Genomic DNA, 17,144 nt, shown 5'->3' with positions numbered 1-17,144 from the left:
AATGAGCAAGGTCGAGCCGGAAAACGGGCGAAGGCGCCCCGGGAAACCCCGGGGCGCCTTCGGTGTTCGGGTCGCTCAGTGCCGACGACGCGACTTCGGAGCGCGCTTGCCCTTGCTTTCGGCGCGGGCCGCTTCGCGGCGTTCGCGACGAGTGGAGTGGGCGCCGGCTTCGGAGCCGTACTCCTCGGCGTCGCTGTGGACTTCCGCGCCGCCGCGCTCGTCCGGGCCCGAGTAGCTGAAGCCGCGGGTGGTGCGCTCGTCGATGCCCTTGGCGCGCAAGGCGGCCGGGGCGCCGTTGGCGGCGGGGGCTTCCTCGGTCGGGAGCGGGGCGGGGGCGCCGGACATGGCGCCGACCGGGGAGCGCAGGCCGGGGTCGACGGCGACGCCCGCGGGCTGCGGCTGCTGCACCTCGACCTGAAGGTTGAACAGGAAGCCGACCGACTCCTCCTTCAGGCCGTCGAGCATCGCCGAGAACATGTCGAAGCCCTCGCGCTGGTACTCGACCAGCGGATCCCGCTGCGCCATGGCGCGCAGGCCGATGCCCTCCTTGAGGTAGTCCATCTCGTAGAGGTGCTCGCGCCACTTGCGGTCCAGCACCGAAAGCAGCACCTGCCGTTCGAGATTGCGCATGGAACCCTCGCCGGCCAGGCCGTCGATCTCCTGCTCGCGCTTGTCGTACGCGTCGTGCGAGTCGTCGAGGAGGGCGTCGAGCAACTCGTCGCGAGTCAGGTCGCCCGCCTCGCCGACGCCGGTCTCACCGGTCAGCTCCTTGTAGTCGACGCCGACCGGGTAGAGGGTCTTCAGCGCGGTCCACAGCTTGTCCAGATCCCAGTCCTCCACGTAGCCCTCGGCGGTGGCGCCGTCCACGTAGGCGGAGATCACGTCGGTGATCATGTTCTGGACCTGGCCCTCCATGTCCTCCCCGCGCAGGATCTGGTTGCGCTCGCCGTAGATAACGGTGCGCTGCTGGTTCATCACCTCGTCGTACTTGAGGACGTTCTTGCGGATCTCGAAGTTCTGCTGCTCGACCTGGGTCTGCGCGCTCTTGATCGCCTTGGAGACCATCTTGGCCTCGATCGGCACGTCGTCGGGCAGGTTGAGCCGCGTCATGATCGCCTCGAGCGCCGCGCCGTTGAAGCGCCGCATCAGCTCGTCACCCAGCGACAGGTAGAAGCGGGACTCGCCCGGGTCGCCCTGACGGCCGGAGCGACCGCGCAGCTGGTTGTCGATACGCCGGGACTCGTGGCGCTCGGTGCCGAGCACGTACAGACCACCCGCGTCGCGGACCGCCTCGGCGTCCTCCTCGGTCTGCTGCTTGACCTGCTCCAGGGTCGGATGCCAGGCGGACTCGTACTCCTCCTGCGTGTCGACCGGGTCCAAGCCCTGCTTGCGCAGCAGGATGTCGGCGATGATGTCCGGGTTGCCGCCGAGCACGATGTCGGTACCGCGGCCCGCCATGTTGGTGGCGACGGTGACCGCGCCGGGCCGACCGGCCTCGGCGATGATCTCGGCTTCCTTCTCGTGGAACTTCGCGTTCAGCACGTTGTGCGGGATGCCGCGCTTGGTGAACTGCTTGGACAGGTACTCCGAGCGCTCGACGCTGGTGGTGCCGATCAGCACCGGCTGGCCCTTCTCGTGCCGCTCGGTGACGTCGTCGACCACGGCGGCGAACTTGGACTCTTCGGTCTTGTAGATCAGGTCCGACTGATCGGCGCGCACCATCGGCCTGTTCGTCGGAATCGGGACGACACCCAGGCCGTAGATCTGGTGCAGCTCGGCCGCCTCGGTCTCGGCGGTACCGGTCATGCCGGAGAGCTTGTCGTAGAGCCGGAAGTAGTTCTGCAGCGTGATGGTGGCCAGCGTCTGGTTCTCCGGCTGGATCTCGACGCCTTCCTTGGCCTCGATCGCCTGGTGCATGCCCTCGTTGTAGCGGCGGCCGACCAGGATGCGTCCGGTGAACTCGTCGACGATGATGACCTCGCCGTCGCGGACGATGTAGTCCTTGTCGCGCTGGTAGAGCTCCTTGGCCTTGACCGCGTTGTTCAGGTAGCTGACCAGCGGCGAGTTGGCGGCCTCGTACAGGTTGTCGATGCCGAGCTGATCCTCGACGAACTCCACGCCCGCCTCGTGCACGCCGATGGTGCGCTTCTTGATGTCGACCTCGTAGTGCAGGTCCTTCTTCAGCAGCGGCGCGATGCGCGCGAACTCGGCGTACCACTTCGAGGAGGCGTCGGCCGGGCCGGAGATGATCAGCGGCGTGCGGGCCTCGTCGATGAGGATGGAGTCGACCTCGTCGACCACGGCGAAGTTGTGCCCGCGCTGGACCAGGTCGTCCAGCGAGTGCGTCATGTTGTCGCGCAGGTAGTCGAAGCCGAACTCGTTGTTGGTGCCGTAGGTGATGTCGGCGTTGTACGCGGCGCGGCGCTGGGCCGGGCTCATACCGCCGAGGATGACGCCGACCTCGAGGCCGAGGAAGCGGTGCACGCGGCCCATCCACTCGGCGTCGCGCTTGGCCAGGTAGTCGTTGACGGTGACGACGTGCACGCCGTCGCCGGACAGCGCGTTGAGGTAAGCGGGGAGCACACAGGTCAGGGTCTTGCCCTCACCGGTCTTCATCTCGGAGATGTTGCCGAGGTGCAGCGCGGCGCCGCCCATCACCTGGACCTTGTAGTGCTTCTGGTTGAGCACCCGCCAGGACGCCTCGCGAGCCACCGCGAACGCCTCGAGCAGCAGGTCGTCGAGGCTCTCGCCGTCGGCGTAGCGCTGCTTGAACTCGTCGGTCTTCGCGCGCAGTTCGCCGTCGGTGAGCTGCTCGTGCTCCGCTTCGAGCGCGAGGACCTCGTCGGCCAGATGAGCGAGCCGCTTGACGGTGCGACCCTCACCAATCCGTAGCAACCTCGTCAGTGTCAGCGCAGGCACGGGTCTCGTCAGTCCTCTGGTCGGTGTGTCAAATGTCGGCCCCCACATCTTCCGCCGGGCACGGCGGAATCCGCAGCACGCCTCATGGTAATGCTGCAACCATGCTAGCGACGTCCGCGTTCGCCCTGGCCACGTGCGGGGGCCCGGAACGCACCGCGTCCGGCTGCAGGTACTCGGCGCCATCGCCGCGGCGGCCGCGGGGCGTCGCTTCTCACCGTACTCGCCTCGCGGTCCGCGCGACGCCCGCGGCGGGCGCGAATCCGCGGGTCAGCGCCGTGGCGTCGGGCGGTCGCGCCGCAAACCGGGGGCGAATCACGCTCGAGCCGAGCCGCTTCGAAGGTCGGTGCCATACGATGACAGGGGTCCGACGCGCCGGTGGCAGCGGCATATGCGCGGGACGGCAAGGGCAGTGCGGCTCGTGATCCCCTGATGCGGAGCGAGCGAAAGCGACGGTCGCCGACTGTGCAGTCCCCACCTCTATCGAAACCCCACCCCGCCCGAACGAGCTCGGACAACCCTGCCACGCGGGTTGCCAGGGGTAAAGATATGTACCGATTTCGCTGGATATGCCACAGGATCCACCACCTTTTCCTTGTCGCGAACGACAATGAGGCGGGGACACGGCATCGGAAGGAGCACCGGGCAGCGTGATCACGCGTTTGACGCCACAGGACGCGGCGTTCTATCGGCTCGAGTCGAGCAGCAATCCGATCCACATCGGCTCGCTCGCGATCGTCCGCAACACCGGCGACGGCCTCCTCGACGGCGAATCGCCCCTCGACTACGACCGGCTCGTCGACCTGGTGGAGAGCAGGCTCTCGCTGGTCCCGCGCTACCGCCGCAAGGTGCGCGAGATCCCGTTCGCGCTCGGCAGACCGGTGTGGGTGGAGGACAGCCGCTTCGACATCACCTATCACATCCGCCGCTCCGCACTGCCGAGTCCGGGCACCGACGAACAGCTGCACGACCTGGTCGCACGGCTGGCATCGCGGCCGCTCGACCAGAGCAAACCGCTGTGGGAGATGTACCTGATCGAGGGGCTCACCGAGGGCCGCAGCGCGATCTTCACCAAGACCCACTCGGCGCTGGTGGACGGCGTCGGCGCGCTGGAGATCGGGCACGTCATCCTGGACGCCAGCCCGTCGCCGCGCGGTCTGGCCGACGACGCCTGGGTCGCTCCGCGCGAACCCACCGACGTGGAACTGCTGGTCGGCGCGCTCACCCATCTGGCGGCCCAGCCCCGCGAGGCGCTGGAGGTGGCCCGCGACGCGAGCGCGGACGCCTTCGCGATGATCGGCGCGGCGGGCCGCGCGGTCGACTCGGTCGTCTCGGCGGTCCGCACCGCCGCCATCGGCGCGCCGGACAGCCCGCTCAACGCGCGCACCTCGCGCAGCCGCCGCTTCGACGTGGTGCGCACCGATCTGGAGGACTACCGCAAGATCCGCCACCGCTTCGACTGCTCGACCAACGACGCGATCCTCGCCGTGGTCACCGGGGCGCTGCGCAGCTGGCTGCTGTCCCGCGGCGAGGCGCTGATCGAGTCGACCACGCTGCGCGCGGTGGTGCCGATGTCGGTGTACATCGAAGGCCCGGACCGGGATCGGCTCGAACCCGCCAGCGAGGTGTCCTCGTTTCTGCTGGATCTGCCGGTCGGCGAGCCCAATCCGGTGATGCGGCTCTCGCACATCGCGCACGCCACCGAGGCCAACAGCAAGGCCAGGCGCGGGGTGCGGGCGCGCACGCTGGTGCACATGGCCGGGTTCGCTCCGGCCAGCCTGCATGCGATGAGCGTGCGGGCGGCGAGTACGTTCGCAGAGCACACGTTCAACTTGGTGATCACCAACGCGCCGGGTCCGCAGACGCCGATGTACATCGGCGGCGCGCGGATGCTGGAGATGTATCCGGTGTCGCCGCTGCTGCGCAATCAGGCTTCGAGCATCGGGATCACGTCCTACGACGGACGGGTCTTCTACGGACTCAACGCCGACCGCGACGCGATGGCCGACATCGAGGTGCTGGCCGCCGCGGTGCACGAGTCCATGGAGGAGATGCTCGGTGCCTGCGCCTGATCAGAAGAACATCCTGCGGGTGTACGTGCCCGCGACGGTGCCGATGCTGCGCGCGCTGGTCGAGGAGCGGGAGATCTTCCCGATCGGCGCCACGGCTTTCGCGGTCACGCCCGCGCTGCGCGAGGCCTACGCCTCCGGCGACGACGAGGAACTGGCCGAGGTCGCGATGCTCGAGGCGGCCCGCGCCTCGCTGCGCCTGCTCGCCGCCGAACGCGAGGCGATCGTCGAGGACATCGAAGACGGCGAACCCGTGGCCGCGCGGCCGTCCGGCGGTCCGGTGTACCGGCGGGCCGTGATCGCCGCGGACGTCACCGGCGCCAAGCTGCGGCCCGACCTCGACGACGCGGTGGTCAAGCTCGCGGGACCGATCGGCTACGCGCGGATCGCCTCGATCCACGTCGACCTGGCCGAGGCCGAGCCCGAGGTGGCCAAGGCGGTGGACGTCATCGACGCGGCCGATCTCGGTGACGCAGACGCCGAATTCGTGCTCGGCGACGCCGAGGACCACCAGCTCGCCTGGTACGCCGCGCAGGAACTGCCGTTCCTGCTCGAATTGCTCTGAGGCCGACTTGCGCTGAGCTCCGCTTGTGGCGAGGCGCACTTGCGCTGAGGCCGAATTGCGCCGAGGCTCGATGGTGCCGGGGTTCATTCGCGTTGGGGCCGCGGCGGGAAAGTGGGCGCGCGGTCGCCGCTGCCCGCTAACCTACGATGCCGTAACCTGGCCGAGAGCGGCCCCGACGGCGGCCGCCACCTCGACAGAAAGACGAACGGCACCGATGGTCTTCAAGAATGTCCGCGATTGGCTCGAAGCGCCTGCGGCGAGCGTCGCCGATCGGGGGGGTCGGCTCAACGTGTTGCGCGGGGCCGTCGCCCGGGTGACCACGCCGCTGCTGCCGGACGATTACCTGCACCTGGCCAACCCGCTGTGGTCGGCGCGCGAACTGCGCGGGCGGATCGTCGACGTGCGCAAGGAGACCGCGGATTCGGCGACCCTGGTGATCAAGCCGGGCTGGGGCTTCGACTTCAAGTTCCAGCCGGGCCAGTACATCGGCATCGGCCTGCTGGTGGACGGCCGCTGGCACTGGCGTTCGTACTCACTGACCTGCCCTCCGGATTGGAGCGCCCCCGAGCACGGCGGCAAGCGCGTCATCTCGATCGCCGTGAAGGCGATGCCCGAGGGATTCCTGTCCAGCCACATCGTCGGCGGCGTCAAGCCGGGCACGGTCGTCCGGTTGCAGGCGCCGCAGGGCGGTTTCGTGCTCCCCTACCCGCCGCCTGCCAAGGTGCTGTTCCTCACCGCCGGCAGCGGCATCACCCCGGTGATGTCGATGCTGCGGGCGATGGACCGGCGCGGCCTGGTGTCCGACGTGGTGCACCTGCATTCGGCGCGCACCGCCGAGGACGTGATGTTCGGCGAGGAACTGCGCGCGCTGCACGACCGGCACCCGAGCTTCGAGTCGCATCTGCACCTGACCGGGGAGCAGGGCAAGTTCGCGCTCACCGATCTGGACGTGAAGTTCCCGGACTGGCGCGAACGCGACACCTGGGCCTGCGGGCCCGCCGCCATGCTCGACGAGATCGAACAGCACTGGCGCGGGGCGGGCATCGCCGACCGGCTGCACGTGGAGCGGTTCGAGATCGAGCGCTCGGCGATCGGCGAAGGCGGCATTGTCAACTTCGGCAAGTCCGGCCGCAGCGTCGAGGTCGACGGCGCGACCAGCCTGCTGGAGGCGGGTGAGTCGGCCGGGGTTCAGATGCCGTTCGGCTGCCGGATGGGCATCTGCCAGACCTGTGTGGTGACATTGAGTTCCGGACACGCCCGGGATCTGCGCAACGGCGAGGAGCGCCGCGAGGGCGACAAGGTGCAGACCTGTATCTCGGCCGCCGCGGGCGATTGCACGCTCGACGTCTGAGGCGGTCAGGCCCGGAGGAGGCAGCGCAGCGTGACCACGCGGGGCCCCGCCTCGGACACCTCCGACACCACTGAGGCGATCAGGCCCGTTGCAGACAGAATCCATACCTCCTGAGACGCAGGTACCCTCGACCGCATAAGTCGAGCAGAGAAGGGACTCCGGTGGCCATCACCGATATCCAGACGTTCTCCCACCTCACGGCCGCCGATATCGAGACCCTGGGGCAGGAACTCGACAGCATTCGCCGGTCCGTGGAACTCTCCCGTGGCGAACGCGACGCGAAATACATCCGCCGCACCATCGCGGCCCAGCGCGGCCTCGAGGTCGCCGGGCGCGCGGTGCTGTTCGGCAGCCGCAACCGCTGGGCCTGGCTCGCGGGCACCGCGTTGCTCTCGGTCGCCAAGATCATCGAGAACATGGAGCTCGGGCACAACGTCAGCCACGGGCAGTGGGACTGGATGAACGATCCGGAAATCCACTCGGGCACCTGGGAGTGGGACCAGGTCGGGCCGTCGTCGCAGTGGCGGCGGGCGCACAACTACTCCCACCACACCTACACCAATGTCCTCGGCAAGGACGAGGACCTCGGCTTCGGCATCCTGCGGATGACCCGCGACGAAGAGTGGCGCCCGATCCACTTGGTGCAGCCGCTGGCCAACCTGCTGCTGGCCGCCACCTTCGAGTGGGGCATCGCGCTGCACGACTGGAGCATCGAGAAGCAGCTGTCCGGCGTCCCGCGCCAGGAACTGCTGTCGGCGCCGAATCGGGAGTTCGCCCGCAAGATCGCGCGCCAGGCGGCCAAGGATTTCGTGCTGTACCCCGCCTTGACCGGGCCCGCGTGGAAGTCGACGCTGAAGGCCAACGCCACCGCCAACCTGGTGCGCAACCTGTGGGCCTACGCGGTGATCTTCTGCGGCCACTTCCCCGACGGCGCGGAGAAGTTCACCATCGAGCAGCTCGAGGACGAGACCGGCGCCGAGTGGTACCTGCGCCAGATGCTGGGCAGCGCCAACTTCAAGGCCGGGCCCGCGATGGCCTTCATGAGCGGCAACCTCTGCTACCAGATCGAGCACCACCTGTTCCCGGACCTGCCGAGCAACCGGTACCCGGAGATCGCCGCACGGGTGCGCGAGCTCTGCGACAAGTACGACCTGCCCTACACCACGGGCTCGCTGGCCAAGCAGTACCTGCTCGCCTTCCGCACCATTCACAAGCTGGCGCTGCCGGACCGGTTCCTCAAGCGCACCGCCGATGACGCCCCCGAGACCTCCTCGGAACGCAAGTTCGCGGGCATCACGCTGCCGAGCACCGAGCGCTGGGCCGACAACAACTGGCTGCTGACCGATCCCGAGACCGGGCAGCGGCGCGGGCTGCGCTCGGCGCTGCACGAGGCGAAGGTGGTGCTCGAGGAGAAGGCGCGGCACGAGAAAGAAGTGTTGCGCGAGGCCAAGCGGGCGCTGAAGGAGAAGGCCGAGCACGAGAAGGAGCTGCTGCGCGAGGCCAAAATCGCCCTGCAGGAGAAGGCGCGCACCGAGCGGTCGGCGCTGCGGAGGAAGGCCGTGCGAGAGAAGCGCTTCCGCGCGCGCTGGCGACGCGCCTGATATAACATTCGGCGGTCACGAACGCAATGCGGGATTTGCCACAGTTCCAGAAACTTACGGTGTCGTAACTTACGGTACTGTAACCGCCATGGCGATCTCGGATGTCAAGGAGTACGCGCACCTCACCGCCGCGGATGTGGAGGCGCTGGGCGCGGAATTCGACGCGATCCGGCGGGAAATCGAATCCTCGCGCGGTGAATCGGATGCGCGGTACATCCGCAATGTCATCAGGCTGCAGCGCGCGCTGGAGATCAGCGGACGCGCAGTGCTCTACGCCGGTTTCCTACCGCCCGCCTGGCTCGCGGGCGTCGCCCTGCTCAGCACCGCCAAGATCATCGAGAACATGGAGATCGGGCACAACGTCATGCACGGGCAGTGGGACTGGATGAACGATCCAGAGGTCCACTCCAGCTCATGGGAGTGGGACAACACCGGCCCGTCCAAGCACTGGAAGCACACCCACAACTACCTGCACCACAAGTACACCAACGTCCTCGGCATGGACGACGACATCGGCTACGGCCTGCTGCGGGTCACCCGCGACCAGCGCTGGAAGCCGTTCAATCTGGGCAACCCGGTCTACAACCTGCTCCTGCAGCTGTTCTTCGAGTACGGCGTCGCGATCCAGCACCTCGAGCTCGGCAAGCTGGCCGCGGGCCGGTACAAGGAGGGCACCCCCGAGCGCGCGGAGTTCGAGCGCAAGCGGGGCGAGGTGCTGACCAAGGTCGGCAAGCAGGTGCTCAAGGACTACGTGATCTTCCCGGCGCTCACCGGTCCGCTGTTCTTCTCCACGCTCACCGCGAACCTGGCCGCCAACATGATCCGCAACGTGTGGACGAACGCCGTGATCTTCTGCGGCCACTTCCCCGACGGTGCGGAGAAGTTCACCAAGGCCGACATCGACAGCGAGACCCACTCCGAGTGGTACTTGCGCCAGATGCTGGGCAGCGCCAACATTTCCGGCGGTCCGATCATGCACTTCATGACCGGCAACCTGAGCCACCAGATCGAACACCACCTGTTCCCAGATCTGCCGAGCAACCGCTACGCCGACATCGCGGGGCGGGTGCGCGCGCTGTGCGACAAGTACGACCTGCCCTACACCACGGGCTCGCTGCCGGTGCAGTACTTCAAGTCGTGGCGCACGATTCTCAAACTCGCGCTGCCGAACAAGTACCTGCGCCACACGGCCGACGACGCCCCGGAGACCTCCTCCGAGCGCAGGTTCGGCGGCAACACCCTCGCCACCATCGACCCGGCCACCGGCAAGCGGCGCGGCCTGCGCACCGCACTGGCCGAGGGCAAGCGGCGCATCACGCGCCGCGCCGCACGGCGGGAGCCCGCGCTCCCGCTGGCGCAGTGAGTGCACGAACCGGCAACGCGGTGAGCGCGCGAACGATCGACGCGGCGAATCAGCGAACCTTCGACAAAGCGGACCGGCGGGTGTGGACCCGCCGGTCCGCTTTGGTTGACTGGCCCGGTGAGTGCTGATCGCCTGAGCGTCTACGAGGCCATCCGGTTACGCCGCGACGTGCGCGCCGAATTCACCGGGGCGCCCGTCGACGAGGCCACGCTGTGGCGGATTCTCGATGCCGCGCACCGGGCGCCCAGCGTGGGCAATTCGCAGCCATGGGATTTCGTCGTGGTGCGCGATCCGGCGACGCTGCGCCGCTTCGCCGAACACGTGGCGGACAAGCGCGTCGAGTTCCGCGACGCGCTGCCGCCCGAGCGGGCCGCGACCTTCGAGCCGATCAAGATCGAGGGCATCGTCGAGAGCGGCACCGGCGTCGTCGTCAGCTACGACCACGACCGCGGCGGGCCGCAGGTGCTCGGCCGCGCCACCGTCCCCGAAACCGGTATCTACTCGGCGGTTCTCGCAATCCAGAACCTGTGGCTCGCCGCCACCGCCGAGAGCATCGGCGTGGGCTGGGTGTCCTTCTACGATGCGGCGTTCCTCGCCGAACTGGTCGGCCTGCCGCCGAACATCCGTCCCGTCGCGTGGCTTTGCGTCGGCCCGGTGCGCGAATTCCAAACGGTCCCAGACCTGGAACGCTTCGGCTGGCGCACCGGACGCCCGTTGTCGGAAGCCGTGCACCGAGAGACCTTCGGCGGGCGCCTCTCCGCCGAACCCCCGGCAGCGGGCCCGGCGATGGATTCCGCCACAACCTGACGAACCCCCACGCGACACGATGTGCGCGGGCACCCCAGCCACTTCCAGGGCAACCGCGCCAATCTCAGACCCGTTCGAGCACCGCCGACGCGCCGATGCCGCCCGCCGCGCAGATGCCGAGCAGGGCGGCGTTCTTTCCGGTGCGGGCGAGTTCGTTGGCCATGGTGGTGACCATGCGGGCGCCGGTCGCGCCGAAGGGGTGGCCGAGGGAGACCGACCCGCCGTGCACGTTGAGTTGGTCGATGTCGACCTCGCCGACCGCGGTGTCCCTGTCCAGTTTCTTCTTGGCCCATTCGTCGCTGGCGAGTGCGCTGAGCACCGAGAGGGTCTGGGCGGCGAAGGCCTCGTGGATGTCGACGAAGTCGATGTCCGACAGCGCCATTCCGGCCTTGTCGAGCGCGCGCGGCATCGAGATCGCGGGGCCGATGAGCACCTGGTCGGTGGGATCGACGCTGACGTAGCTCCAGGAGCGGAACGCGGCGAGCGGCCGGTAGCCGAGCTCGCGCGCCTTCTGCTCGCTCATCAGCAGGACCGCGGCGGCGCCGTCGGTGAGCGGGCTGGCGTTGCCCGCGGTGACGGTGCCGTCCTCGGCGAACACCGGCTTCAGCTTGGCCAGTTTCGCCACGCTGGTGTCGGCGCGGACCAGCCCGTCGCGCTCGATGTCGGCGCCGTCGGGCGTGCGCACCCGCAGCACCTCGTCGTCGAAGCGCCGGGACGCGATGGCCGCCGCGGCGCGCTGGTGCGAGCGGGCCGCGAACTCGTCCTGCTCGGCCCGGCCGATGCCGTGGATGCGGGCCATCTTCTCCGCCGACTCGCCCATCACCTCGCCGGTGGTGCGCTCGGCGATCTTCGGCCTGCTGGGCAGGATGTCGGTGAACGGCGCCAATTGCGCTGCCGCCGAAAGGTAGTCCTTCAGCTTCGGCTTGCCGAGCGCGAGCGGGGCGCCGGCGTGCACCAGTTTCTGCGGCAGCTTCACCTCGGCGTTGCTGGTGGAATCGCTGCCGCCCGCGATCATGATGTCGTATTCGCCGCGCTCGATCGCGGCCGCGGCGGCGGTCACCGCCTGCAGACCCGACGCGCACGCCCTGGTGACGGTGTAGCCCTCACAGCCCGGGTCGAGGCGCAGGTCGAGGGCGATCTCCCTGGCGATGTTGGGCGCGGCGCTCGGCAGGATCACCCCGCCCCAGACGATGGCCTGCACCTGCGCGCCGGGCAGCCCGGTGCGCTCGAGCAGACCGTGGACGGCGGCGTCGGCCAGCGCGATGGAGTCCATTCGGGTGAAGTCGGTGAACGCCCGCACGAACGGGGTGCGCGCACCGGACACGACTACGGCACGGCGAGCGGCGTCGGAAGCCATGCGAATTCCTTTCCAGAGACGTACACCACAAACTTACTCTGAAGTAAGTTCTCGGTCCACGTCACGGACGGGAAAACGCCTCCCCGCACCCCTCCGGGCGGGCAGGCTTTCCGCCCCCCTCGACCCCGATTCGGTCCCGCACCACGGCGGGCGAAGCCCCAGGCGGCTCAGCGATCCCCTCCAGATGCCGCTGAGCCGGCCTGCGGCGCGCCGTTGCGCCGCAGGCTGGGGCGCCGTCCCGTCGAACGCCCCTGCTCGTCCCGGAACCGCGTCGGTGCCGGCACCGCGCATCCGGCGCAGAAAGAACAGTAGCGTTCTTTCCACTGATTTTTCAAATCTTTTCTATGAAGTTGTCATCCGGTACTAGTTCGGCATACTATGGCGCCCACTATGAGAAGCCCTTCGGAGCTGTCGCGGCAGAAGCGCTTCGGCCGAATCATCAAGGAACGCCGAGACGAGCTCGGCCTCACGCAGCTGCAGATCGGCGATCTGGGTGGGCCCTCCGCGCCGACGATCCGAAAGATCGAGGACGGCGACGCGGCGATCAGCACCCACACGCTGAACAAGCTGGACGCGCCGCTGCGCTGGCTGCCCGGCAGTGCGGCGCGCGCCTACGCGGGCGGCGCGCCCGCGCCGAAGGAAGTAGGGGGCGAGCGCTCCGGCGACGAGTCGATCGTCGCGGGCCCGACCTCGATCCGGTTCGACATCTCCGACCTCACCGGCCTGCTCGCCGCCACCGGCCGCCTCACCGACGCCGTGGAACGCGGCCAGACCACCGAACCCGCCGTGGTGGAGGCGATCTCGGACCTGAACCGCGTGGTGTCCCGGCTCTCGGCCCGGTACGCCACCGTCATGCTGGAGCGCAACGGCGGACCAGGCCGCCAGCTGCACCCGCTGGTGGAGATGGCGTTCGCGCACCTGCTCGAGGTCCCCGCCGACGCCGACGACGCGACCGAACTCGAAGAACGCCGCTATCGACGCTGGCTGGCAGGCCGCAGCGAAAATGTGAGCGCCGGTACCGAAGCTCAGTTCCGGGCCAGATGGCTGGCGGCCAACAGCACAACCGCGCCGAATCGCAACGGCAAGCACTGAGGTGATCGAGATGACCGAGGCCACGCGGCTACCGCTGAGCCACAAGATCAACAGACTCTTCGCGGTGATGCACCCGCGCTCCGCGCCGGAACGCAGCACCGAATCCGTCGCCGAACAGGTCAGCGGCCAGCTGCAGCGAGCGGTGGCCGCCGGTTATCTCGAACAGCTGCGCGACGGCCGCTTCGACGACGAACACGACGGCGCGGCAGTCGAATTCGAGATCCTCGCGGCGATCGCCTCCTGCTTCGGCGTCGCGCCCCGGTATCTGACCACCACGGGGCAGGCCGCCGCGAGCATCGACAGGGAACTCGAACTGCTGGCCACCATGCGCGACGCCAATGTCGCCAGCATCGCGCTGCGCGGCTCCGATGTGGACCGGGCCATGCTCGCCCGGCTGATCCGCGACACCGAGGACGCCGCCGAATCGAGCGATCTGCCGCGCTGACCCGTCATCGGAAGGCAGGCGCCTACCGCGGGGTCGCCCACGGCGCACCATCCTGGGTACCATCTTCAGCTACACGGGGCGGGACCGCGGAACTGCTGTAGGAGATCGCATCGCATGGCCGGTATGGACACCCGGTTCCGGGAGCTTTCCCGCAACGTACCGATACCGCATCCATGGAATTTGAATACCTATCTCGATGCCGTCGCCGAGTTCCGTGACCGCCCGATCACGTTGCAGCCGGTGGACACCGCGGTGCTCGCGGGCGCGGGCTGCGGCACGGGCAGCGGATTGTGGATCGCCAAGCGGGACAGCGATGTCATCGTGTACGGCGCCGACACCACCGAGTGGCACGCCGAGCACATCATCGCTCACGAACTCGGGCACATGCTGCTCGGGCACGGCCCGGAATCGGAGCCGCCGCCGAGCGACCGGACCGCGCACACCCTCGCTGCCGTGGCCGAACTGCTGCCATCGATCTCGCCGGAATCCATTGCGCACGTGCTCGGTCGCACCGACTACGGCACCAGCAGGGAACGCGACGCCGAGACCTTCGCCGACATGGTGATGCTGCAGGCGATGCGCCCGCCGCGCCGCGATTCCCTGTTGCACCGCACGTTCTTCCGCGACCGACGCAGGTGAACTCGCCCATTCCCGGCGTCATCGCGGCTCCGCTGATCGGGTTCGTCGCCGTGGTGGCGCTCGGCCGATGGGCGCTGCTGCACCAGACCGTCACCGATCGGCTGCTCAACCGGGCGCTGGCGTGGGCGGGCGCCGGGATGCTGCTGCTGGAGCGCGGGATCGCGCCGCGGTTCGGCAGCTTGATGCACCAACTCTCCATGGGCTGCATGCTCTTCGCGGTCATGAGCGCCTACGGCGCGGCGACGCTGTGGGCAGGCGCCGACCCCAACGGCGCGTGGCGGCGCCAGCGCCGCTACAACCTGTTCGCCGCCGCCTGCGCCGCCGTCATCCTGATCGTCGGCACGCCGGCCAGGGAGCAGGGCACGCTGCTCGGCGGGACGCCTGACATGTGGTCGGCGGCCTCCGCGCTGGCGTTCTGCCTGCCCGCGATCGCGTGCGGCCGCCGGATGGGCCAGGTTCTGTACCGCGAACTGGTCAGAGCGGACACCACCCGCCGGGAGCGGCTCGTCTTCGGCGCGCTGCTCACGGCGTTGGCCGTCGGCGCGTGCGGACTGCCGTTCGCGGCGCTGTTGTTCGGCGACTGGGTGCCGATCGAGGATCCGGATCTGATCCGCTGGGCGTGGCCGAACAGCACCGTCATCGTGCTCACCGCCGCGTTGCTCGCCGTGCCGCTGTTCGATGTGCTGGCAACACGCGCGGGCTGGGATCGGGCCCGGCGCTGTTGCCGTCGGCTCGGCCCGCTCTGGACGGACGTGACCGGCGCGGTGCCGGAGATCGTGCTCGATCCCGCGTCCACCGGACACGACGAGCCCGAGGTCCGGCTGATCCGGATGACCGTCGAGATCCGTGACGCGCTGCTGCACCTGAACAGGTATGCGCCACACGACCTTCCGATACCCGCGGCGGCCGGACCGGTGCACCGCTACGCGGTGCGGATCGCGTACGCGATCCAAGCCAAGGCCGAGGGCCGTGGTCCCGTGCACGCCGCGCCCCGTACCGGCGTGCCCGAGTCCCGCGACCTCGATTCCGAGCTGCGACAGCTGCTGGAGCTGGCCCGCGCGTGGCCTGCCGCGCGCGCCGCGGTCGACGCGGAGACGAAACGGCCGACGCCCTCCTGGGCGTCGGCCGGACGGTTTCGGCGCTTGGCTATGCGAGCCTGATCAGGCCGTAGTCGAAAGCGTGACGACGATAGACGACCGACGGTCGATCGGTCTCTTTGTCTTGGAACAGGAAGAAGTCGTGACCGACGAGCTCCATCTGGTACAGGGCGTCGTCGACGGTCATCGGAGTCGCGGTATGCACTTTGGTCCGCACGATGTGGCCTGGACCGGCCTCGTACTCGGGTTCCTGTTCGGCGCGCTCACCGGGGTGCTCGTGCACCGCGGAAACGCTGTTCGCCAACGTGAACAGCGAATCGTCGACCAAGTCGGCGGTGGCCTCGGCGACCGAGACAGGGGTCTTCTCCCCGTAGTGGACCCGGCGCCGATCCTTGGTGCGACGCAGTCGGCTCTCCAGCTTGGCGGTCACCGACTCGAAGGCGGCGTAGAAGCTGTCCGCGCAGGCCTCCGCCCGGACGACCGGGCCCTTGCCGCGTGCGGTGATCTCGACGCGCTGGCAGGCCTTGCGCTGACGACGGTTGCGTTCGTGGAACAGCTCGACGTCGAAGAGGAAGATCGACGGATCGAAGCGTTCGAGACGGGAGAGTTTGTCCGCGACATAGATTCGGTAATGATCGGGAACCTCGACGTTGCGGCCTTTCACCACGATGTCGGCGCGATTGGCCCGTGGTTGGTCCGCTGCGGGTTGCTCTGTCGCATCCAAGGCGCCGGTATCCAGCACCGAAGGATCTGCGTCTTTCACTGAAGGACGTGAAGAAGTCGTCACGCGTACCTCCCGGATCTGGCCGCACGGACCGATTTCCCGTGCGGCGGGATTGAGCCGTGCCGTGCGAAATCCGGGTTTCATAGGTGCGCGAGAGCCCGTTCGTTGTCAGACAGTCTGACGCCTTCGGGCTTGGCTCACACCGGGGAATCGCGCGACACGAAGTTGTCCGAGGCGCCACCTCCAAACTCTCGGTTCGGGTGTGTGATCGCGACGGTAGTACGCCAACGGGCGGTCCGCCAGTGTTCACGCAAATTTCCCGGAGTCAAGCCGAACACGTCACCAGGACGGCACTTGTTTCGACTCCCGCCCGCCCTAGCGCACACACCGATTCGCGGGCCGTCGCACCGGTCGTCAGCACGTCGTCGACCACGACGACCTCGGCGTTCCCGGTATCGCCGAGCCTTGCGAGTGGCCCGTGCCGCATCGATATCCGGCCTCGCAGATTGTGTTGGCGCTCACCGGGTGTCAAGCCCACCGAATCGCGCACACCCCACCACACCCGCAACATCGGCACCATCCGGCAATCGGGTAGCCATCCCGCGGCGGCGCGCGCGGTCCGCAGCACCGGGTCCCCGCCGCGCCGCCGCGCGGAGCCGCCGCGACTGGGCGCCGGAACCAGCATCAGGGGTCGATCGGGCGCCCGCAACTGGGCCAGCCCGCGCGCCATCGCCAGCCCGAGCGGCCCGGTCAGATCGCGCCTGCCGCGTTCCTTGACGGCGAGCACCGCTCGGCGCGCGGGCCCGGCGTACGGGGCGAGCGCCCAGCACGGCACACCCGGATCGGCACGCGGACGCACCCGCGTCGGACCGTTGGTCAGCGCCGCCGCGCAGTCGGGGCACCATCCGACGCCCGCCGCGCCGCAGCCCGCGCACGCGGCGGGCAGCACCAAGTCCAGCAGTGTTCGCATCGCCAGAGTGTGCCCGCGTCCACCGACAGATCCGAGCGGCCGGAACGCGACGGCCGGAACCCTACAGCGGTCTGCTAGCAGACATGACCTGTGGCACAAGGGCTTCCGCCATCGGCCACTGCGTAGCCGTCCAGCTACCGCAACGAGT

Annotated in this window: 14 protein-coding genes; 10 read left to right on the top strand and 4 right to left on the bottom strand. The window is 68.8% G+C overall.

The features are described from left to right. Positions 1-75: 75 nt before the first annotated feature. Positions 76-2,919, bottom strand: coding sequence for a preprotein translocase subunit SecA (gene secA / locus AC3ERS_RS15210; protein ID WP_431967827.1), 2,844 nt, complete (start codon positions 2,917-2,919; stop codon positions 76-78). Positions 2,920-3,566: 647 nt separating this feature from the next. Here secA and AC3ERS_RS15205 point away from each other — a divergent pair. From AC3ERS_RS15205 to bluB, 6 genes are all read left to right on the top strand, one after another. Next, entirely contained in the window at positions 3,567-4,988 is a 1,422-nt protein-coding gene (locus AC3ERS_RS15205; protein WP_431967825.1) for a WS/DGAT/MGAT family O-acyltransferase, read from the top strand. Positions 4,989-4,998: 10 nt separating this feature from the next. Further along, on the top strand, positions 4,999-5,550 hold the full coding sequence (locus AC3ERS_RS15200) for a DUF6912 family protein (protein WP_431967994.1): 552 nt from the start codon (positions 4,999-5,001) through the stop codon (positions 5,548-5,550). 214 nt (positions 5,551-5,764) lie between these two features. Beyond that, positions 5,765-6,901, top strand: a complete 1,137-nt coding sequence (locus AC3ERS_RS15195) for a ferredoxin reductase (protein ID WP_431967823.1) — start codon at positions 5,765-5,767, stop codon at positions 6,899-6,901. A gap of 161 nt (positions 6,902-7,062) precedes the next feature. After that, entirely contained in the window at positions 7,063-8,502 is a 1,440-nt protein-coding gene (locus AC3ERS_RS15190) for a fatty acid desaturase (RefSeq protein WP_431967821.1), read from the top strand. Between the two features lie 88 nt (positions 8,503-8,590). Then, positions 8,591-9,865, top strand: a complete 1,275-nt coding sequence (locus tag AC3ERS_RS15185; protein WP_431967819.1) for a fatty acid desaturase family protein — start codon at positions 8,591-8,593, stop codon at positions 9,863-9,865. Between the two features lie 132 nt (positions 9,866-9,997). Beyond that, on the top strand, positions 9,998-10,672 hold the full coding sequence (gene bluB / locus AC3ERS_RS15180) for a 5,6-dimethylbenzimidazole synthase (RefSeq protein WP_431967992.1): 675 nt from the start codon (positions 9,998-10,000) through the stop codon (positions 10,670-10,672). A gap of 64 nt (positions 10,673-10,736) precedes the next feature. Here the strand turns inward: bluB and AC3ERS_RS15175 are convergent, their stop codons facing one another. Next, complete coding sequence (locus AC3ERS_RS15175) at positions 10,737-12,029, bottom strand: acetyl-CoA C-acyltransferase (RefSeq protein ID WP_431967817.1); 1,293 nt, start codon at positions 12,027-12,029, stop codon at positions 10,737-10,739. A gap of 390 nt (positions 12,030-12,419) precedes the next feature. Between AC3ERS_RS15175 and AC3ERS_RS15170 the strand changes: the two genes are divergently transcribed. From AC3ERS_RS15170 to AC3ERS_RS15155, 4 genes are all read left to right on the top strand, one after another. Next, positions 12,420-13,121: a helix-turn-helix domain-containing protein gene (locus AC3ERS_RS15170; RefSeq protein ID WP_431967815.1), complete on the top strand. Its 702-nt coding sequence runs from the start codon at positions 12,420-12,422 to the stop codon at positions 13,119-13,121. Between the two features lie 10 nt (positions 13,122-13,131). After that, complete coding sequence (locus AC3ERS_RS15165) at positions 13,132-13,566, top strand: hypothetical protein (protein ID WP_431967813.1); 435 nt, start codon at positions 13,132-13,134, stop codon at positions 13,564-13,566. A 114-nt stretch (positions 13,567-13,680) separates the two neighbouring features. Then, a complete protein-coding gene (locus tag AC3ERS_RS15160; RefSeq protein WP_431967811.1) occupies positions 13,681-14,205 on the top strand; it encodes a hypothetical protein in 525 nt (174 codons plus the stop codon). After that, complete coding sequence (locus tag AC3ERS_RS15155) at positions 14,202-15,365, top strand: MAB_1171c family putative transporter (RefSeq protein ID WP_431967809.1); 1,164 nt, start codon at positions 14,202-14,204, stop codon at positions 15,363-15,365. The genes AC3ERS_RS15160 and AC3ERS_RS15155 overlap by 4 nt, the downstream gene beginning before the upstream one ends. Here the strand turns inward: AC3ERS_RS15155 and hpf are convergent. Then, positions 15,352-16,041 (bottom strand): ribosome hibernation-promoting factor, HPF/YfiA family, encoded by a 690-nt coding sequence (gene hpf, locus AC3ERS_RS15150; protein WP_431967989.1) that lies wholly within the window; start codon positions 16,039-16,041, stop codon positions 15,352-15,354. The two genes, AC3ERS_RS15155 and hpf, sit on opposite strands and share 14 nt — an antisense overlap. Positions 16,042-16,351: 310 nt before the next feature. Next, complete coding sequence (locus AC3ERS_RS15145) at positions 16,352-16,996, bottom strand: ComF family protein (protein ID WP_431967807.1); 645 nt, start codon at positions 16,994-16,996, stop codon at positions 16,352-16,354. Positions 16,997-17,144: the final 148 nt, after the last annotated feature.

It is taken from the genome of Nocardia sp. bgisy134, from assembly GCF_057708325.1.
This window is presented reverse-complemented; position numbering and strand designations above follow the sequence as displayed.